This is a genomic window from Klebsiella sp. KE9456, assembly GCF_043832615.1.
Lineage (GTDB): Bacteria > Pseudomonadota > Gammaproteobacteria > Enterobacterales > Enterobacteriaceae > Klebsiella > Klebsiella indica.
In genome coordinates this window covers 124,481-143,616 of record NZ_JBDYQK010000014.1, presented here as the reverse complement: position 1 = coordinate 143,616, position 19,136 = coordinate 124,481, and the positions used below count along the sequence as shown (strand labels likewise).

At 52.6% G+C, this 19,136-nt stretch carries 15 protein-coding genes, 1 pseudogene and 1 other annotated feature; of the genes and pseudogenes, 9 read left to right on the top strand and 7 right to left on the bottom strand.

The annotated features are described in order from the left end of the window. Positions 1 to 126 precede the first annotated feature (126 nt). From ABK821_RS15815 to acrA, 5 genes and pseudogenes are all read right to left on the bottom strand, one after another. Positions 127 to 213, bottom strand: a pseudogene (locus tag ABK821_RS15815) (YlaC family protein); the annotation flags it as partial. Positions 214 to 782: 569 nt separating this feature from the next. Continuing rightward, positions 783 to 1,001 (bottom strand): HHA domain-containing protein, encoded by a 219-nt coding sequence (locus ABK821_RS15810; protein ID WP_138358017.1) that lies wholly within the window; start codon positions 999 to 1,001, stop codon positions 783 to 785. A 26-nt stretch (positions 1,002 to 1,027) separates the two neighbouring features. Continuing rightward, positions 1,028 to 1,402 (bottom strand): Hha toxicity modulator TomB, encoded by a 375-nt coding sequence (gene tomB, locus ABK821_RS15805; RefSeq protein WP_138358015.1) that lies wholly within the window; start codon positions 1,400 to 1,402, stop codon positions 1,028 to 1,030. 1,038 nt (positions 1,403 to 2,440) lie between these two features. Beyond that, positions 2,441 to 5,587: a multidrug efflux RND transporter permease subunit AcrB gene (acrB, locus tag ABK821_RS15800; RefSeq protein ID WP_138358013.1), complete on the bottom strand. Its 3,147-nt coding sequence runs from the start codon at positions 5,585 to 5,587 to the stop codon at positions 2,441 to 2,443. Between the two features lie 34 nt (positions 5,588 to 5,621). Further along, positions 5,622 to 6,803: a multidrug efflux RND transporter periplasmic adaptor subunit AcrA gene (gene acrA / locus ABK821_RS15795; protein ID WP_138358011.1), complete on the bottom strand. Its 1,182-nt coding sequence runs from the start codon at positions 6,801 to 6,803 to the stop codon at positions 5,622 to 5,624. Between the two features lie 169 nt (positions 6,804 to 6,972). On the opposite strand from acrA, the gene acrR reads away from it, so the two are divergent. Both acrR and mscK read left to right on the top strand, forming a co-directional pair. Continuing rightward, a complete protein-coding gene (gene acrR, locus ABK821_RS15790; protein WP_138358009.1) occupies positions 6,973 to 7,623 on the top strand; it encodes a multidrug efflux transporter transcriptional repressor AcrR in 651 nt (216 codons plus the stop codon). A 131-nt stretch (positions 7,624 to 7,754) separates the two neighbouring features. After that, positions 7,755 to 11,099, top strand: coding sequence for a mechanosensitive channel MscK (mscK, locus tag ABK821_RS15785; RefSeq protein ID WP_343178325.1), 3,345 nt, complete (start codon positions 7,755 to 7,757; stop codon positions 11,097 to 11,099). 166 nt (positions 11,100 to 11,265) lie between these two features. Here mscK and rsmS read toward each other — a convergent pair whose 3' ends face one another. After that, positions 11,266 to 11,424, bottom strand: coding sequence for a pleiotropic regulatory protein RsmS (gene rsmS, locus ABK821_RS15780; RefSeq protein WP_138358005.1), 159 nt, complete (start codon positions 11,422 to 11,424; stop codon positions 11,266 to 11,268). A 14-nt stretch (positions 11,425 to 11,438) separates the two neighbouring features. Next, positions 11,439 to 11,966 (bottom strand): primosomal replication protein N'', encoded by a 528-nt coding sequence (gene priC, locus ABK821_RS15775; RefSeq protein WP_308561329.1) that lies wholly within the window; start codon positions 11,964 to 11,966, stop codon positions 11,439 to 11,441. Positions 11,967 to 12,035: 69 nt separating this feature from the next. Between priC and ABK821_RS15770 the strand changes: the two genes are divergently transcribed. From ABK821_RS15770 to adk, 7 genes are all read left to right on the top strand, one after another. Next, complete coding sequence (locus ABK821_RS15770; RefSeq protein WP_138358001.1) at positions 12,036 to 12,413, top strand: DUF454 family protein; 378 nt, start codon at positions 12,036 to 12,038, stop codon at positions 12,411 to 12,413. A 150-nt stretch (positions 12,414 to 12,563) separates the two neighbouring features. Next, positions 12,564 to 13,115 (top strand): adenine phosphoribosyltransferase, encoded by a 552-nt coding sequence (gene apt / locus ABK821_RS15765; RefSeq protein ID WP_138357999.1) that lies wholly within the window; start codon positions 12,564 to 12,566, stop codon positions 13,113 to 13,115. 255 nt (positions 13,116 to 13,370) lie between these two features. Continuing rightward, positions 13,371 to 15,275, top strand: a complete 1,905-nt coding sequence (gene dnaX, locus ABK821_RS15760; protein ID WP_343178324.1) for a DNA polymerase III subunit gamma/tau — start codon at positions 13,371 to 13,373, stop codon at positions 15,273 to 15,275. Then, positions 14,608 to 14,672 (top strand) — a sequence feature (DnaX frameshifting element). It overlaps the preceding gene by 65 nt. Before the next feature lie 45 nt (positions 15,276 to 15,320). Beyond that, positions 15,321 to 15,650, top strand: coding sequence for a YbaB/EbfC family nucleoid-associated protein (locus tag ABK821_RS15755; protein ID WP_042324433.1), 330 nt, complete (start codon positions 15,321 to 15,323; stop codon positions 15,648 to 15,650). Further along, entirely contained in the window at positions 15,650 to 16,255 is a 606-nt protein-coding gene (gene recR / locus ABK821_RS15750) for a recombination mediator RecR (RefSeq protein ID WP_138357995.1), read from the top strand. The genes ABK821_RS15755 and recR overlap by 1 nt, the downstream gene beginning before the upstream one ends. 111 nt (positions 16,256 to 16,366) lie before the next feature. Then, positions 16,367 to 18,241, top strand: coding sequence for a molecular chaperone HtpG (htpG, locus tag ABK821_RS15745; RefSeq protein ID WP_138357993.1), 1,875 nt, complete (start codon positions 16,367 to 16,369; stop codon positions 18,239 to 18,241). Between the two features lie 226 nt (positions 18,242 to 18,467). Next, on the top strand, positions 18,468 to 19,112 hold the full coding sequence (adk, locus tag ABK821_RS15740) for an adenylate kinase (RefSeq protein WP_138357991.1): 645 nt from the start codon (positions 18,468 to 18,470) through the stop codon (positions 19,110 to 19,112). Positions 19,113 to 19,136: the final 24 nt, after the last annotated feature.

The following is a 19,136-nucleotide window of genomic DNA, read 5'->3' as shown; positions in this document are numbered from 1 at the left end:
GCAGGCAACATGGGAGAAATTATCGCCCATGCATCATCAGGGAAATCGTAACGAGCCATGTTAAAGGTACTTTTGTGGTCAAAACAGGTGCCAGATTGTACAAAAAACAGTTACGGGACACACCCTAATACTAAAACGCGGACGGTTGTCGCGTTTCTCCTTTATATTAAGCTCATCAATGGTGTTCTTCAGCAGTTGCTGTATTTCTGTCATCTTATTCCTCAAATTCTGCTATACCCAGTCACACTGCAAGTTGCATATGCGTTGGCCGCGGATGGCGCAGCCCATCCATGTGCCCTGGTCTGGCCCAGCCTGAGGTTATTTTATGTTGCGCAAAACACAGGGGAAAGTAACAGATTGGTTGTAGAAAAGCATAACAGTTACCGTCGACTGCGGCGGGGAGCGTCATTTTTCTGAGGAACGCGCGTCGTTATCATCGTTGCGGACTATCAATAAATGCGCTCCGCATCGTCTCGCCGGGCCTGTTTCCCTTAACATTTCTTCTTCGGGGGCTGAATCACTGTAATGTACCACAAGACACCTGGCAGGCAGGCGAAAGGCTCGCAGCAAAACACCCCAGCGAGATGGCTCTCACCGACGATCATCTGATGTTCATTTCACGGCGGCTGCTTTATTTATGGATTGCGTATGCCGCCACAGCACATAATGAAACCGGTTTCATTGCCGGAGTTGGCTAACATATATGAATGACTCCACATTTATTATCTGTATCAGGGGATGATGTTTACGGTAAAGGTCATTCAACTTTCATTCGAAATGCACTAGCGGATAAATTTCCAGACTGAAGGAGGAATTTTGTCGTACAGCTTATTCATCGTCAACTCAGCAAGGCGATGGTCGGCCGCTGAGTAAAATACCGCCAGTTCATTATCGGAAAGTTCATATTTATTTTTTTCAATTACACGCTCCAGCGTATCAATTGTCTGACAGCGTCGTAAACGCATCAAATAGTCTATTTTGGTTAATGTTTTAGTGGACATAAATTCACCCTTTAATTGTAATAATGCTAACAAGAAAGACTGACCGGGTTTTCCCGGCAGGCGTTCACAAAGCTACGGAATAACCGGTTTCCCGATTTACGCCATTTCTGTAGATCGGCCGTGTTAATGCCGTAGTTGCTGAACAGGACGAAAGTATCATCCAGGTATTCGTCAAGCTGGGTTACCAGTTTATTCTCTTCAGCGTACTTAATTTTATAATTAAGTGCGAACGCGGCAATGTGCTCGATCAAGTCATTTAGTTGAAGATTGATAGCCGAAGTCGGATCATTAACCCAACCGTGGTTACTTTCTTCCAGGTTTGCAAGACAATCATGATACAGGGTTTCACAGAGAAATCTAAGTTGTGCAATATCATGCCTTTTTGGCGAGTATTCGTCCATAACGCATCCCCTTTTAAGTGGTTTAAACGACGACTATCAACACCGTTGTGGGATGAACACGACTAACAGACCTGACACATACATTGTAATCTTACTTTTTAATTATAATCCACTCCTAAAAACATTTCATCGTGCTATTACGAAAAATTACAATTATCATTTATCACGGCACCCGGATTTTTATTATATCGTGACATTAACCTGGGCGGAAAGGGAAGAGTGAGCTTATATTTCATCAGGTTAGCCGGCAGTTTTCAATGTTATTGAGGGATGCCCGCGTTGTAGTTTATCTATTTTTTAAGAAAAGTACCGATGAATTTTCATCAAACTCAACTGTTCGTATGAAGCGGATGGTTTTGCATGGCAGAGACGCGATTCAGGTTCTCTGTATCAGGCCGCAGGGTTCTGCGTACGGCATAAATGCCTTTCTGGTCATAGGATTATCTTTTGGATGTGCTCTCTGGCACCAGCGTCTGGCATTACGATCCCTGAAGGCATAAACAGCGACCGTCATTGGGGAACCGTGTAACGATTATAGCCTTGCTATGCAGATCAAAACGCCGCGTTTTTTATGTTTAAGCTCTGGCCGTCTCTTCACCCGATATTCTCAGTATCAATGAATGAGAATATTCCTGGTGAGTATAGAGAGAGCGATATTGGAGAAAAATGACATATATGTCTGTTTAATGCCGGTGGCTTAAGTGTTGTCTGGGCGTTATGTGGCTTATCCCGGGGACTCACCTTACAGGGCCGTTGCAGGCAGTGTTGAAATCTGTTACTGAGCGGTTTGTCATTTGAATCACTGGAAACTCAATAAGGCTATCTTACTTGCTGCATGATCCGGTCTTCAGGGCTACTACGTAAGCGCTGTTTAAAACGGTTAGCCGTTTTGTCCTGAAACTTGAATTATTTAAGGTATAAATCGTATAACATATAATTAAATATTATATATTGTTTTTTTTAAATAAATAGTGGCAATGTGTGCGCTTTAAAAGGGCAGCAAAAAAAAGGGCTGCGGATGCAGCCCTTAGCGTAAGATTAATGATGTTCAATCGTATGATTGTGCTCAATATCTTCACTTTTTTTGCTAAAGCGGCGACGAACCACCACGAAGAATACCGGCACGAAGAAAATGGCCAGAACCGTCGCGGTCACCATACCACCCATGACGCCAGTACCAACGGCATTCTGCGCACCGGAGCCTGCACCGGAACTGATAACCAGCGGCATGACCCCCAGGATAAACGCCAGAGAGGTCATCAGGATTGGTCGCAGACGCATACGCACCGCTTCCAGCGTCGCTTCAATCAGGCCTTTGCCCTCTTTATCCATCAGGTCTTTGGCGAATTCAACAATCAGGATCGCATTCTTCGCCGACAGCCCAATGGTAGTGAGCAGACCTACCTGGAAGTAAACGTCGTTAGTCAATCCGCGCGAGCTTGCGGCCAGCAGCGCACCGACAACCCCTAACGGCACAACCAGCATAACCGAGAATGGAATAGACCAGCTTTCGTACAGCGCCGCCAGACACAAGAAGACGACAATCAGTGAGATCGCGTACAGTGCAGGCGCCTGGTTACCTGACAAACGTTCCTGATAGGACATACCGGTCCAGTCATAGCCGATACCAGCAGGCAGTTTACTTGCCAGTTCTTCCATCATATTCATCGCTTCACCGGTACTCTTACCGGGCGCCGCCTGGCCGAGGATTTCCATTGAAGGAAGACCGTTATAGCGTTCCAGACGCGGTGAGCCGTACTCCCAGTGAGAGGTTGAGAAGGCGGAGAAGGGGACCATTTGCCCGTCGCTGCCGCGTACGTACCAGTCACCGAGATCCTCCGGCAGCATGCGATATTTGGCTTCCGACATGACGTAAACTTTTTTCACACGACCACGGTCGATGAAATCGTTGACGTAGCTACCGCCCCATGCAGCGCCCAGCGTTGTGTTAATATCGCTGATAGAAACACCCAGCGCCTGCGCTTTTTCCTGGTCGATATCGATCTTGAATTGCGGGGTATCTTCCATACCGTTCGGACGCACCCCGGTCAATACATCAGGATGCTGAGCGACCATACCAAACAGCTGATTACGCGCCTGGGTCAGTTTTTCATGTCCCAGACCGGCTTGGTCAATTAACTCGAAGTCAAAACCTGTTGCGGTACCCAGTTCGACGATTGCAGGCAGGTTAAAGGCGAACACCATCGCGTCTTTAATCTGCGAGAAGTAGCCCATGGCGCGGGCGGTAATCGCATCAACCTTGTTCTCTTTACCTGGTCGCTGGCTCCAGTCCTTCAACGAGACGAAGACAATACCGGTGTTTTGCCCACGGCCTGCGAAACCAAAGCCGTTAACGGCGAATACAGATTTAACGTTGTTTTTCTCTTTGGTGAGATAGTAGTTGGTCATCTCATCGAGAACTTTCTGCGTCCGCTCCTGGGTCGCACCGGCGGGTAACTGCGCCATGCTCAGAAAGACCCCCTGATCTTCATCTGGCAGGAACGAGCTGGGCAGACGAACAAACAGCCAGGCCATCCCGACAACGATGATCAGATACAGCACCAGATAACGACCGGTACTACGCAGGATATTGCCTACGCTATCGGTGTAATGGTGTGTACTCTTCTCGAACATGTTGTTGAACCAGCCAAAGAAACCTTTGGTTGCGCCGTGGCTGCCTTTCGCGACCGGCTTAAGCATGGTCGCGCACAGGGCCGGGGTCAGGATCAACGCGACCAGCACTGACAGCGCCATTGCGGAAACAATGGTGATGGAGAACTGACGATAGATAGCGCCGGTAGAACCGCCGAAGAAGGCCATCGGGATAAATACCGCGGACAACACCATCGCAATACCCACCAGCGCGCCCTGAATCTGTCCCATCGATCTTCGCGTGGCTTCTTTTGGCGGCAATCCCTCTTCGGACATGACACGCTCGACGTTCTCTACTACCACGATGGCGTCATCCACCAACAGGCCGATGGCGAGCACCATCGCGAACATCGTTAACGTGTTTATCGAGTAGCCGAATACCGAAAGCACGGCAAATGTCCCTAACAGCACCACCGGCACGGCGATGGTCGGAATTAACGTCGCGCGGAAGTTTTGCAGGAACAAGTACATGACCAGGAACACGAGAATGATGGCTTCTGCCAGTGTTTTCACCACTTCGTTAATTGAGATTTTCACGAATGGCGTGGTGTCATACGGGTAGACGATCTTCAGCCCTGAGGGGAAGAACGGTTCCATCTTTTTCAACTGTGCCCGAATAGCGCTGGCGGTATCCAGCGCGTTCGCGCCGGTCGCCAGTTTGATCCCCAGACCTGACGCTGGCTGGCCGTTGAATTTCGCAATGACGTCATAGCTTTCACCGCCCAGTTCAATTTTGGCGACATCACGCAGGCGAACCTGAGAACCATCCTGGTTGACTTTGAGCAGAATTTTACCGAACTCTTCCGTTGAGGTCAGACGCGTTTGCGCGATGATGGAGGCGTTCAATTGCTGGCCTTTCACTGGCGGCGTACCGCCAAGTTGGCCGGCGGCGACCTGAGCGTTTTGCGCGGTGATCGCGCTAATGACATCCACCGGGGTAAGCTGGAAGTTGTTCAGCTTGATGGGGTCCATCCAGATACGCATCGCGTACTGTGAACCAAACAGTTGCACGTCACCCACCCCTGGCGTACGGCTGATCGCGTCTTTCATGTTCGCCGCAACATAGTCAGAGATATCTTCCTGGGTCATGGTGCCGTTGGTGTTAATGACGCCCACGACCATCAGGAAGGAACTGGATGACTTCTCAACGCTAACCCCCTGCTGTTGAACTTCCTGAGGCAGCAGCGGCATAGCCAGTTGCAGTTTGTTCTGCACCTGCACCTGGGCGATATCGGCATTCGTCCCGGACTCGAATGTCAGAGTGATTTGCACGGTACCTGTGGAGTCACTGTTTGAGGACATGTACATCAGGTTATCGATACCGTTCATGTTCTGCTCGATAACCTGCGTTACCGTATCCTGTACGGTTTTCGCATCTGCGCCAGGGTAGGTCGCGGAGATCGTCACCGCCGGCGGCGCAATCGTTGGATATTGCGCAACCGGCAGTTTGAGGATCGCAAGCCCCCCTGCCAACATGATAATGATGGCGAGCACCCACGCAAAGATAGGGCGATCGATAAAGAAATTAGACATGTCTTAACGGCTCCTGTTTAAGTTAAGACCTGGTTTATTCTGACTGAGCGTTGCCTGCGGCTTGCTGTTTATCGTCAGAAACGACTTCCTGCGCTTTCACCTGTACGCCTGGTTTGACTTTTTGCAGGCCGGTGACAATTAAGCGATCGCCCGTTTTTAATCCTTTGGTGACCAGCCATTTATCGCCAATTGCCTGAGTGGTTGTAATCTGGCGGACCTCGACTTTATCGCCTTCACCAACAACCATCGCGCTCGCATCGCCACGAGGGGTTCGGGTTACGCCCTGTTGAGGAACCAGCAATGCATCAGGATTAACGCCTTCTTCCAGGCGTGCGCGGACGAACATACCTGGCAACAGGGTGTGATCAGGGTTCGGGAAGATCGCGCGTAGTGTAATAGAGCCGGTCGTCTGGTCGACGGTGACGTCGGAGAACTCCAGCGTCCCGACCTGCGGATATTTCACACCGTCGCTCGTGACCAGCTCAACTTTCGCTTTGCCGTTTTCCTGCTGCAACTGGCCGCTGGCCAGTTCCTGTTTCAGGCGCAGAAAATCATTGCTCGATTGGGTCACGTCGACATAGATAGGATCTAACTGCTGTACAGTCGCCAGCGCGGTAGTTTGGCCGTTTTGTACCAGAGCGCCTTCCGTCACCGTCGATTTGCCAATACGGCCGCTAATCGGAGAGGTGACTTTGGTGTACGCCAGATTGATGCGCGCGGTTTCTACTGCGGCCTTGGCGGCGACGACGGCGGCATCGCTCTGCTGAGCGGTTGCCACGGCGGTATCGTAATCCTGCTGGCTAATGTATTTAGTCCCTAACAGTTTTTGATAACGTTTAACCGTCAATCGGTCTATATTCGCCGCTGCCTGCGCTTTTGCTAAATCGCCTTTCGCGCTTTCGTAGGTGGCCTGATAGGTCGCTGGATCAATTTGATAAAGAGACTCGCCTGCCTTGATATCACTGCCTTCAATGAAGTTACGCTTGAGAATAATACCGCTCACCTGGGGACGAACTTCCGCAACGCGGTAGGCGCTGGTACGGCCTGGCAGTTCTGTAGTGATTTGTAGAGGAGCAGATTTGAGAGTCACAACACCGACTTCCGGCATTTGCTGGGCTCCTTGCTGCGCCGGTTTATCATCACATCCTGTTAGCGCTAAGCTGCCTGAGAGCATCAGAACGACCGCCAGAGGCCTAAACCCTCTGTTTTTGTTCATATGTAAACCTCGAGTGTCCAATTTCAAATTGTTCAGTGGCTCAACTGACCACAAACCCACTACTGTGTTTCTATTATGGTCATGCTATGGTACATGCTTTCTATGGTCACGTTATGGTACATACATTCACAAATGCATGTAAACGTAACCTCTGTAAACTCACCGACCTATGGCACGAAAAACCAAACAACAGGCGCTTGAGACCCGGCAACAAATTCTTGATGCCGCCCTGCATCTCTTTTCGCAGCAAGGGGTATCTTCTACCTCGCTGGCGGCAATTGCAAAAGCCGCCGGGGTGACGAGGGGTGCTATCTACTGGCATTTCAAAAATAAATCAGATTTATTTAATGAAATATGGTTACTTTCAGAAGCAAATATTAATGATCTCGAAGTTGAGTATCGGGCAAAATTTCCCAACGATCCACTGTCAGTTGTCCGCGAGATCTTAGTGTATATCCTTGAAGCAACGGTGACAGAGAAACGTCGGCGGTTGATGATGGAAATTCTCTTCCATAAATGTGAATTCGTGGGTGAAATGGTCACGCTTCAACAAGCACAGCGTAGTCTATGTCTTGAGAATTACGAGCGTATCGAACAAACGCTGAAGGAATGCATTGCGGCGAAACTGTTGCCGGACAATTTGCGCACCCGCCGGGCGGCGATTTTAATGCGTAGCTACCTTTCCGGTCTGATGGAAAACTGGCTGCTGGCGCCGAATGCATTCGATCTGCAAAAAGAAGCGCGGGAATATGTCGTGACGCTGCTTGAAATGTATCAATTTTGCCCTTCATTACGGTGTCCTGAAGGTTCAGGCGATTAAGCCGGCTGGCGAGACAGGGGGGGAATTTTTCCTGCTGTCTGCCGCTATTCGCGCGGTGTCAGAAGTGCTATTCTGCGCGCTGCGACGATCCCCGGTATTCTCCGGCTTTTGCAACCACTCATGTTAACACTATGCTGCACACTATCCGTTGGCGAAACGCCCTGTCTGCGTTCATTATTACCCTGATTTTTTTTGTCAGCCTGAGTCGCATTAATCAAGCGATTGCGGCTGATTTACCTGAGCGATCTGAAGTCCAGAGCCAGCTCAATACGTTGAACAAGCAAAAAGAGCTGACCGCGCAGGACAAGCTGGTTCAGCAAGATCTGACCCAGACCCTGGAAATCCTCGATAAAATTGAACACGTAAAGTCGGAAACGGCACAATTGCGTCAGAAGGTCGCGCAGGCGCCGGCAAAAATGAATCAGGCTATCAATAGCCTGAATGCATTGAGTGATGTGCCTGATGATGAAACCACGCGTAAAACGTTGAACACCTTGTCGCTGCGCCAGCTGGAGTCGCGCGTCTCTGAGATGCTGGATGATTTGCAAAACGCGCAGAACGATTTGGCGGCTTATAACAGCCAGTTAGTCTCCCTGCAGACGCAGCCGGAGCGTGTGCAAAATGCGATGTATTCAGCGTCGCAGCAGTTGCAACAGATCCGTAACCGCCTGAATGGTACCTCTGCAGGGGAGGAGGCGTTACGCCCCAGTCAGCAAAATTTGCTGCTGGCGCAGCAGGCGTTACTGAATGCGCAGATAGACCAACAGCGCAAAAGCCTGGAGGGCAACACTGTGTTGCAGGATACCCTGCAAAAACAGCGTGATTATGTCACCGCTAACAGCAACCGTCTGGAGCACCAGCTTCAGCTATTGCAGGAAGCGGTTAACAGTAAGCGCTTGACGCTCACTGAAAAGACCGCTCAGGAAGCGGCGTCGCCGGATGAAACCGCGCGTATTCAGGCTAACCCGCTGGTGAAACAAGAACTGGATATAAACCATCAGCTTAGCGAAAGGCTTATTTCGGCGACGGAAGACGGTAATCAGCTGGTTCAGCGTAATATCAAAGTGAAAACCTGGCTCGATCGGGCGCTGCAATCGGAGCGCGATATTAAAGAGCAGATCTCCGTGCTGAAAGGCAGCCTGTTGCTGTCGCGTATTCTTTATCAACAGCAGCAAACCCTGCCTTCCGCAGAGGAACTGGGCGATATGACCAATCGTATCGCCGACCTGCGTCTGGAACAGTTTGAGATTAATCAGCAGCGTGATGCGTTATTCCAGAGCGATGCGTTTGTCGCGAAGATGGAAGACGGTCATAGTAGCGATGTGAATCCCGAGGTGCACGATGCGCTTCTGGAAATTGTTGATATGCGCCGGGAACTGCTCGATCAGTTGAACAAACAGCTGGGTAATCAACTGATGATGGCGATTAACCTGCAGGTGAATCAGCAGCAGTTAATCAGCGTTTCGACGAACCTGAAAGCCATCCTGACTCAGCAGATTTTTTGGGTAAACAGCAATCGACCGATGGACTGGGAATGGATTAAAGCGTTCCCTGAAGCGCTGAATGACCAGTTTAACTCAATGAAAATTAAAGTGAACTGGGAAAAGGCCTGGCCTTCCGTCTTTATCGCGTTTCTTGCCGGTTTGCCGCTGCTGCTGATTGCCGGGCTTATTCGCTGGCGTCTGCAGTGGCTAAAAGCGTATCAGGCGAAACTGGCGTCGCAGGTCGGGCAACTGCGCAATGATACCCAGCTCCATACGCCGAAAGCGATTCTGATTGATCTGATCAGAGCATTACCTGTGGTGCTGCTGATTCTGGCTATTGGCCTGATTTTGCTGACAATGCAACTAAATATCAGCGATTTGCTTTGGGCTTATAGTAAAAAGCTGGCATTTTTCTGGCTGGTATTTGGCCTGTGCTGGAAGGTGCTGGAAAAAGACGGCGTGGCGGTAAACCATTTTACGATGCCGTCACGATTAACCAGCCACTGGCGGCGACAGATTGTCCGCGTCAGCCTTGCTCTGCTGCCGTTAAACTTCTGGTCAGTCATGTCGGAACTGTCGCCGCTGCATCTAATGGATGATGTCATCGGGCAGTGCGTTATTTTCCTCAATCTGCTGCTGATTGCGGTGCTTGTTTTACCGATATGTCGGGAAAGCTGGCGCGATAAAGCGTCCCACAACCTTCGCCTTATCATCGTTACTGTACTGTCGATCGTACCTATCGCGCTTATGGTGCTGACGGCGACAGGCTATTTCTACACCACCCTGCGCCTCGCGGGCCGCTGGATTGACACCGTTTATCTGGTCATGCTGTGGAATCTGCTTTACCAGACTGTACTGCGCGGTCTGAGCGTCGCCGCCCGGCGTATTGCCTGGCGTCGCGCGCTGGCGCGCCGTCAGCACCTGGTCAAAGAAGGGGCCGAGGGCGCTGAGCCGCAGGAAGAACCCACCATTGCTCTGGAGCAGGTCAACCAGCAGACGCTGCGTATTACGATGCTGGTGATGATCGCGCTGTTTGCGGTGCTGTTCTGGGCAATCTGGTCCGATCTCATCACCGTTTTCGCCTATCTCGACAGCATTACGCTGTGGCACTACAACGCGACCGAGGCCGGGCGCAATGTTGTGAAAAGCGTCACGATGGGCAGTTTGTTGTTTGCCATTGTCGCCTTGATGGTGGCCTGGGCGCTGATTCGCAACTTACCTGGTCTGCTCGAAGTGCTGGTGCTCTCGCGGCTGAATATGCGCCAGGGGGCGTCATACGCAATTACCACGATCCTGAACTACGCCATTATTGTGATTGGCGCGATGACGGTATTTGGTTCACTCGGCGTCTCATGGGATAAATTGCAATGGCTGGCGGCGGCACTGTCGGTTGGTCTTGGCTTCGGCTTACAGGAAATTTTCGGGAACTTTGTCTCTGGTTTGATTATTTTGTTTGAACGCCCGGTGCGTATTGGCGATACGGTGACCATTGGCACGTTTTCCGGTACCGTCAGTAAGATTCGTATCCGTGCCACCACCATCACCGATTTTGACCGTAAAGAGGTCATTATTCCCAATAAGGCTTTCGTTACGGAGCGTTTGATCAACTGGTCGCTTTCCGACACCGTAACCCGCGTGGTGATCCGTCTTGGCGTGGCCTATGGTTCGGACCTCGATAAGGTGAAAGCGGTGCTACTGAAGGCGGCTCAGGAGCATCCGAAAGTGATGCAGGAGCCCGCGCCATCGGTCTTCTTTACTACCTTCGGCGCCAGCACGCTCGATCATGAACTACGCCTGTACGTGCGTGAACTGCGCGACCGTAGCTACGCGGTGGATGAGCTTAACCGCGCTATCGACCGTTTGTGTCGCGAGAATAATATCGATATCGCCTTCAACCAACTGGAGGTTCATCTGCGTAATGCAAAAGGCGATGAAGTGACAGAAGTGAAGCGTGACGGCCAGGATGGCGATGCCTCTCCGGTGATTGGCTAATGATGTCGTGAGGGGCGGCCGACGCGCCGCCTTCTCTATACTCAGCCATACTTCGGGTTGGCGTGCGTGGCTGCGCGTTTTCAGGTTTACACCGGCAAAAACACTCATCACCTGACAACGACATTGACACCCTTAATGCGCTGACCACTGACGGCTTCTGTGTTTATTACGAGGAGGATTCCGCGCTTTTTATTTTGTTTTCATAGTCCTGACGAACAATCTCCAGCGCGGCGAGTACGGTTTGCGCCGGGATCTTATTCTCTTCAAGCAGCATAATTAAATCGACCGCCAGTTTGACTTCCTCAGGCGCATTTTCCAGCGACATATCACCTCCTGCGGTTAGCGTGTTAAGCGGGCCAGCCTGGCTTCAATTTTTTCCAGCGCATCGCGACAGCGGGCTAAACGTCCGGCGTAGATCTCCACCTCTTTTGCCAGCCGATGCTGCTCTTCCGGACTCGTCGCTTGCGTCAGCTGGCGCTGACGATCGTTTCTCATGGCCAGCAATCGTCGTTCGTATTCCTGATGCTGTATACGTCTGCGCTGCCAACGATTAAGCATCGGTGAAGCGCTGTCCCAGGCGCGTAATGACCAGGTGGCTGTCTCCCGGCCGATCGCTGATATTTGGGCGACGAGACGTTCCGACAGCCAGGCGACTTGCGGTAGCTGCTGACGCTCGACCGCCTGTTGTAGCGCATTAAAGTGCGCTTTAGCCTCATCAAGATAAGCCTGCATTTGTGTGCTACGGGTACGGAACAACTGGCGATCAAACCGTGGACTGAGCGTCGTGTGATTGGCCAGCGGCGCAACCTGTGTTGCCAGATCCGCCAGTTGATGTTCCAGCGAATGTAAAAGCCGGGTCGTTTTCAAATAACGTCTCCCTCCTCTGATAAACAATTGTGCTACATTAGCCTCATCATCTTGATAACGATTCGCATTATGCCTCGAATTATTTTAATCATCATTGGCTGGCTGGCGGTAGTGCTGGGGACGCTGGGCCTGTTTTTACCTTTACTGCCAACGACGCCGTTTATTCTGCTCGCTGCGTGGTGTTTTGCCCGCTCGTCGCCGCGCTTTCACCATTGGCTTTTGTATCGCTCATGGTTTGGCGGCTACCTGCGTCACTGGCAAAAATACCGCGCGATGCCGCCAGGCGCTAAGCCGCGGGCGGTGGCGATGATTCTGCTGACCTTTGCCATTTCCCTGTGGCTGGTTCATCTTACATGGGTGCGCATTTTACTGCTGCTTATTCTGGCCTGTTTGCTGATATTTATGTGGCGTATTCCGGTGGTTGATGCAAAACAACAAAAGCGCTGATGCGCAATAATGATGGTTGCAATTGACGCAGACAGACAGTAAATTCTGGCGTTTTCGAGTACGGGTAAACCCGGTCAAAGGTTAAACAAATGTTTCTTTGGCCAGGCTGATATGCCCGTGAGTAATACCGTTTTAATCAGGCATAAACTTATGACCGCGACTGCACAGCAGCTTGAATATCTGAAGAACAGCATCAAAAGCATCCAGGATTACCCGAAGCCGGGCATCCTTTTCCGGGATGTCACCAGCTTGCTGGAAGACCCGAACGCTTACGCGCTCAGCATTAATCTGCTGTCCGAGCGTTATAAAGACGCGGGTATTACTAAAGTGGTGGGCACCGAGGCGCGTGGTTTCCTGTTTGGCGCACCGGTTGCGCTGGCGCTGGGCGTCGGTTTTGTTCCGGTACGCAAGCCGGGTAAGTTGCCGCGTGAAACTATCGCTGAAAGCTATGAGCTGGAGTACGGCACCGACCAGCTGGAAATCCACGTCGATGCCATCAAACCGGGCGATAAGGTGTTGGTGGTTGACGATCTGCTGGCGACCGGCGGCACGATTGAAGCGACCGTGAAGCTGATCCGCCGTCTGGGCGGTGAAGTGCATGACGCGGCCTTTATTATCAATCTGTTCGATCTGGGCGGCGAGCAGCGTCTGGAGAAACAGGAGATTAATAGCTATAGTCTGGTTCCTTTCCCGGGACACTGATTCAGGCTACCTTATTTGCCATTTCGGCCCCGGTCAGGCCTGACAAAACGTATTTGCGTTTTGAATACCCAAAAGGGTGAGCGTAGCGAATAAATCCTCACGTATGACCTGTACGCTCAGGCTTTTGCGTGCTGTCCGTCACCTGACTGGCTGCCACGATAAGGCCTGAATCTAACCTGGCAACCTCGCTGTATTTGCGAGGTTGTGTTAGCATTCCCCCTATGTATCCACCTTCCAGCGTTTCAGAGTTAGCCCATGAGTTATCAGGTCCTGGCCCGTAAATGGCGCCCACAAACCTTTGCTGACGTTGTCGGCCAGGAACATGTGTTGACCGCACTGGCGAACGGCTTGTCGTTAGGGCGTATTCATCACGCGTATCTTTTTTCCGGTACCCGCGGCGTCGGTAAAACCTCTATCGCCCGTCTGCTGGCGAAAGGGCTAAACTGCGAAACCGGTATTACCGCCACGCCGTGCGGCGTCTGTGATAACTGCCGTGAAATCGAGCAGGGGCGCTTTGTCGATCTGATTGAGATCGACGCCGCCTCGCGCACCAAAGTCGAAGATACCCGCGACCTGCTGGATAACGTTCAGTACGCGCCAGCCCGCGGTCGCTTCAAAGTTTATCTGATCGATGAAGTCCACATGTTGTCGCGCCACAGCTTCAACGCGTTGTTAAAAACGCTGGAGGAGCCGCCCGCGCACGTTAAATTCCTGCTGGCGACCACCGATCCGCAAAAGCTGCCGGTGACCATTCTTTCCCGGTGTTTGCAGTTCCATCTGAAGGCGCTGGACGTTGAGCAAATTCGCCATCAGCTGGAGCATATTCTCGGCGCGGAGCAGATTGCTTTTGAACCGCGGGCGCTGCAATTACTGTCACGCGCGGCGGACGGCAGCCTGCGCGATGCGTTAAGTCTGACCGACCAGGCAATCGCCAGCGGCGACGGCCGTCTGACGACCGAGTCCGTTAGCGCCATGCTTGGCACTCTTGACGACGATCAGGCGCTTTCGCTGATTGAGGCGCTGGTTGCCGCCGACGGCGAGCGCGTGATGGCCGGCGTCAATGAGGCGGCCGCGCGTGGCGTGGAGTGGGAAGCCTTACTGGTTGAGATGCTTAGCCTGTTGCACCGTATTGCCATGGTTCAGCTCTCGCCCTCGGCGCTGGGCGCCGATATGGCTGTCGTGGAACTGCGGATGCGCGAGCTGGCGCGCACGGTGCCGCCAGGCGATGTCCAGCTGTACTATCAAACGTTGTTGATTGGCCGTAAAGAGTTGCCCTATGCGCCGGACAGGAGAATGGGGGTCGAAATGACGCTGCTACGCGCGCTGGCCTTTCATCCGCGCCTGCCGCTACCGGAGCCGGAAACGCCACCGGCGCGGGTTACTCCGGCCGCCCCTGTCGCGCAGGTTGCCCCGGCACCCGTTGGACAGCCGCCGCAGAATCTGCCGCAGACCACCAGCCAGGTGCTGGCGGCCCGCAGCCAGCTACAGCGCAGCCAGGGAGCGCCCCGCTCAAAAAAGAGTGAACCGGCAGCCGCTTCCCGCGCGCGGCCGGTGAATAACGCCGCGCTTGAACGACTGAGTTCGATTACCGAGCGCGTGCAGGCGCGCCCGGCGGCAGCGGCTCTGGAACAGGCTCCGACGAAGAAAGAAGCCTATCGCTGGAAAGCGACGACGATTGTCGAAGCAGTAAAAGAAGAGGCGGCAACGCCGAAAGCGCTGAAAAAGGCGCTGGAGCATGAGAAAACGCCGGAACTGGCAGCGAAACTGGCCGCGGAAGCGATTGAACGCGATCCGTGGGCGGCGCAAATTAGCCAGCTCTCCCTGCCGAAGCTGGTGGAACAGGTGGCATTAAACGCCTGGAAAGAGGAGAACGGCAATACGATTTGTCTGCATCTGCGGACTGCGCAGCGACACCTCAACTCTGCTGGCGCGCAGCAAAAGCTGGCGGAAGCATTGAGTGCTCTAACGGGCTCGACGGTTGAACTGACCATCGTTGAAGATGATAATCCCGCGGTGCGCACGCCGCTGGAGTGGCGTCAGGCGATTTATGAAGAGAAACTCGCGCAGGCGCGTGAGTCGATTGTTGCGGATAACAACATTCAGACGCTACGTCGATTCTTTGACGCGGAACTGGATGAAGAGAGTATTCGCCCCATTTGATCGTAAGCGTGGCTTGCGATTGTAAACCATCAAGAGAGAGAGCTTATGTTTGGAAAAGGCGGCCTGGGTAACCTGATGAAGCAAGCCCAGCAGATGCAAGAAAAGATGCAGCAGATGCAGGAAGAAATCGCCAGACTGGAAGTCACCGGCGAGTCTGGCGCGGGGCTGGTGAAAGTGACCATTAATGGCGCCCACAACTGCCGTCGCGTGGAAATCGACCCAAGCCTGCTGGAAGATGACAAAGAGATGCTGGAAGATCTGGTCGCTGCGGCGTTCAACGATGCGGCGCGTCGTATTGAAGAGACCCAGAAAGAGAAGATGGCGTCTGTTTCTTCCGGTATGCAACTGCCGCCTGGCTTTAAGATGCCGTTCTGATGCAGACCAGTCCGCTGCTAACTCAGCTTATGGAAGCGCTGCGTTGCCTGCCGGGCGTTGGCCCGAAGTCAGCGCAGCGCATGGCGTTTACCCTGCTGCAGCGTGACCGCAGCGGCGGGATGCGCCTGGCGCAGGCGCTCACCCGGGCGATGTCGGAAATTGGTCACTGCGCCGATTGCCGCACCTTTACTGAACAAGAGGTGTGCAATATTTGCAGTAATCCTCGACGTAAAGAAAATGGCCAGATCTGTGTGGTAGAAAGTCCGGCGGACATCTACGCCATTGAGCAGACCGGCCAGTATTCCGGGCGCTACTTCGTGCTGATGGGGCATCTGTCGCCGCTTGACGGCATCGGGCCGGATGATATCGGTCTCGATCGTCTGGAGCAGCGTCTGGCGTCAGAATCGCTCAGCGAAGTGATCCTCGCCACCAACCCGACGGTGGAGGGAGAAGCGACCGCCAACTTTATTGCCGAGCTTTGCGCGCAATATGGCGTGGAGGCCAGCCGTATTGCTCACGGTGTGCCGGTGGGCGGTGAGCTGGAAATGGTCGACGGCACCACGTTGTCCCACTCCCTTGCCGGGCGTCACAAGATTCGTTTTTAACCAAACGGAGGTGCTTTTTGGGGCCTCCGCTTGAAAATTTCCCTTTTTGTCCCCATCTCACCCTCAACGGTTTTTTTACCATTAACAATGGCATTGTTGAGGTTGATTTAGATGAAAGGACAAGAAACTCGTGGTTTTCAGTCAGAGGTAAAACAGCTTCTGCACCTGATGATCCATTCTCTTTATTCCAATAAAGAAATTTTCCTGCGTGAGCTGATTTCCAACGCCTCTGATGCGGCCGATAAGCTGCGTTTCCGCGCGCTGTCCCAGCCGGATCTGTACGAGGGGGATGGTGAGCTGCGCGTGCGTGTTTCATTTGATAAAGACAACCGCACCCTGACCATCGCCGATAACGGTATCGGCATGAACCGTGATGAGGTCATTGATCATCTCGGTACTATCGCCAAGTCCGGCACCAAAGCATTCCTTGAGTCCATGGGGTCTGACCAGGCGAAAGACAGCCAGTTGATCGGCCAGTTTGGCGTCGGCTTCTATTCGGCGTTTATTGTCGCTGATAAAGTGACCGTACGCACCCGTGCGGCGGGTGATAGCGCGGAAAACGGCGTATTCTGGGAATCCGCAGGGGAAGGAGAATACACCGTTGCTGATATCAGCAAAGCCGATCGCGGTACCGAGATTACGCTGCACCTGCGTGAAGGCGAAGATGATTTCCTCAACGACTGGCGCGTGCGTTCGATCATCAGCAAATACTCTGACCATATCGCGCTGCCGGTTGAAATTGAAAAGCGCGAAGAGGTTGACGGTGAAACCGTCATTTCCTGGGAGAAAATCAACAAAGCCCAGGCGCTGTGGACCCGCAATAAGTCGGAAATTAAAGACGACGAGTATAACGAGTTTTACAAACACATTGCTCACGACTATACCGACCCGCTGACCTGGAGCCACAACCGCGTGGAAGGTAAGCAGGAGTACACCAGCCTGCTGTACATCCCGTCTCAGGCGCCGTGGGATATGTGGAACCGCGATCACAAACATGGGCTGAAACTGTACGTACAGCGCGTCTTTATCATGGACGACGCCGAGCAGTTCATGCCGAACTACCTGCGCTTCGTGCGTGGTCTGATTGATTCCAACGATCTGCCGCTGAACGTTTCCCGCGAAATCCTCCAGGACAGCACCGTTACCCGCAACCTGCGCACCGCACTGACCAAACGCGCGCTGCAGATGCTGGAAAAACTGGCGAAAGACGATGCGGAAAAATACCAGACTTTCTGGCAGCAGTTTGGTCTGGTGCTGAAAGAAGGCCCGGCGGAAGATCATGCTAACCGGGAAACTATCGCTAAGCTGATGCGTTTTGCTTCCACGCATACGGATTCTTCTGCGCAAACCGTCTCTCTGGAAGAGTATATCTCCCGCATGAAAGAAGGGCAGGAGAAGATCTATTACATCACTGCCGACAGCTATGCCGCCGCGAAGAGCAGCCCGCATCTGGAACTGCTGCGTAAGAAAGGCATTGAGGTTCTGCTGCTTTCCGATCGCATCGACGAGTGGATGATGAGCTATCTGACCGAGTTCGACGGTAAGCCGTTCCAGTCAGTGGCGAAAGCCGATGAGTCGCTGGATAAACTGACAGATGAAGTTGATGAAAGCGCCAAAGAAGCGGAAAAAGCGCTTGAGCCGTTCGTTGAGCGGGTGAAAAAACTGCTGGGCGAGCGGGTGAAAGAGGTTCGTCTGACCCATCGCCTGACTGATACGCCGGCTATTGTCACCACCGATGCGGATGAGATGGGCACGCAGATGGCGAAACTGTTTGCCGCTGCGGGCCAGACCGTGCCGGAAGTGAAATATATTTTCGAACTCAACCCGGATCACGTTCTGGTGAAACGCGCGGCGGATACCCAGGATGAAACGCAGTTCAAAGAGTGGGTAGAACTGCTGTTAGATCAGGCGCTGTTCGCTGAACGCGGCACGCTGGAAGATCCGAACCAGTTTATTCGCCGTATGAACCAGTTGCTGGTATCCTGATAGCGGCGTCGTGATGCCGGATGCGACGCGTGAGCGTCCCGTCCGGCTTTACAGTTTGTTCAGGCCCGCCATTCGGTATTTTATTCCTCTCAAACCTGCTCTTTTCTTATTCTTATCCCGTTAACCGTTTCAGCGTCGGGCGCCTTCCTTGAGCGAGTTGCGTGATGGTGGTATCGTTTAGCGCTTTTTTTAAAAAATATCGACAACCTTTAAGGGGATTTTCGTAATGCGTATCATTCTGCTTGGCGCTCCGGGCGCGGGTAAAGGAACTCAGGCTCAGTTCATCATGGAGAAATACGGTATTCCGCAAATCTCCACAGGCGACATGTTGCGTGCCGCGGTGAAATCAGGCTCCGAGCTGGGCAAACAAGCAAAGGACATCATGGACGCCGGTAAGCTGGTAACCGATGAACTGGTTATTGCCCTGGTGAAAGAGCGTATTACTCAGCAAGATTGCCGTAACGGCTTCCTGCTGGATGGCTTCCCGCGTACGATTCCGCAGGCTGACGCCATGAAAGAAGCGGGCATTGCGGTTGATTATGTTCTCGAATTCGATGTGCCGGACGAGCTGATCGTTGATCGTATCGTTGGCCGTCGCGTGCACGCGGCGTCAGGTCGTGTTTACCATATCAAATTCAATCCGCCGAAAGTGGAAGGAAAAGACGATGTGACCGGCGAAGCGCTGACCACCCGTAAAGACGATCAGGAAGAGACCGTGCGTAAGCGTCTGGTTGAGTATCATCAGATGACGGCGCCGCTGATTGGTTACTACCAGAAAGAAGCCGAAGCGGGCAACACGCAGTATGCGAAAGTCGATGGCACCAAAGCAGTAGCCGAAGTACGTGCCGAACTGGAAAAAATCCTCGGTTAAGTTTTAGCGTGGTTAATGTTAATG

Bases quoted from the DNA above. Each gene is read 5' to 3' on its own strand.
- ABK821_RS15810 (WP_138358017.1), bottom strand. From the start codon at position 1,001: ATGTCCACTAAAACATTAACCAAAATAGACTATTTGATGCGTTTACGA.
- tomB (WP_138358015.1), bottom strand. From the start codon at position 1,402: ATGGACGAATACTCGCCAAAAAGGCATGATATTGCACAACTTAGATTT.
- acrB (WP_138358013.1), bottom strand. From the start codon at position 5,587: ATGTCTAATTTCTTTATCGATCGCCCTATCTTTGCGTGGGTGCTCGCC.
- acrA (WP_138358011.1), bottom strand. From the start codon at position 6,803: ATGAACAAAAACAGAGGGTTTAGGCCTCTGGCGGTCGTTCTGATGCTC.
- acrR (WP_138358009.1), top strand. From the start codon at position 6,973: ATGGCACGAAAAACCAAACAACAGGCGCTTGAGACCCGGCAACAAATT.
- mscK (WP_343178325.1), top strand. From the start codon at position 7,755: ATGCTGCACACTATCCGTTGGCGAAACGCCCTGTCTGCGTTCATTATT.
- rsmS (WP_138358005.1), bottom strand. From the start codon at position 11,424: ATGTCGCTGGAAAATGCGCCTGAGGAAGTCAAACTGGCGGTCGATTTA.
- ABK821_RS15770 (WP_138358001.1), top strand. From the start codon at position 12,036: ATGCCTCGAATTATTTTAATCATCATTGGCTGGCTGGCGGTAGTGCTG.
- apt (WP_138357999.1), top strand. From the start codon at position 12,564: ATGACCGCGACTGCACAGCAGCTTGAATATCTGAAGAACAGCATCAAA.
- dnaX (WP_343178324.1), top strand. From the start codon at position 13,371: ATGAGTTATCAGGTCCTGGCCCGTAAATGGCGCCCACAAACCTTTGCT.
- ABK821_RS15755 (WP_042324433.1), top strand. From the start codon at position 15,321: ATGTTTGGAAAAGGCGGCCTGGGTAACCTGATGAAGCAAGCCCAGCAG.
- recR (WP_138357995.1), top strand. From the start codon at position 15,650: ATGCAGACCAGTCCGCTGCTAACTCAGCTTATGGAAGCGCTGCGTTGC.
- htpG (WP_138357993.1), top strand. From the start codon at position 16,367: ATGAAAGGACAAGAAACTCGTGGTTTTCAGTCAGAGGTAAAACAGCTT.
- adk (WP_138357991.1), top strand. From the start codon at position 18,468: ATGCGTATCATTCTGCTTGGCGCTCCGGGCGCGGGTAAAGGAACTCAG.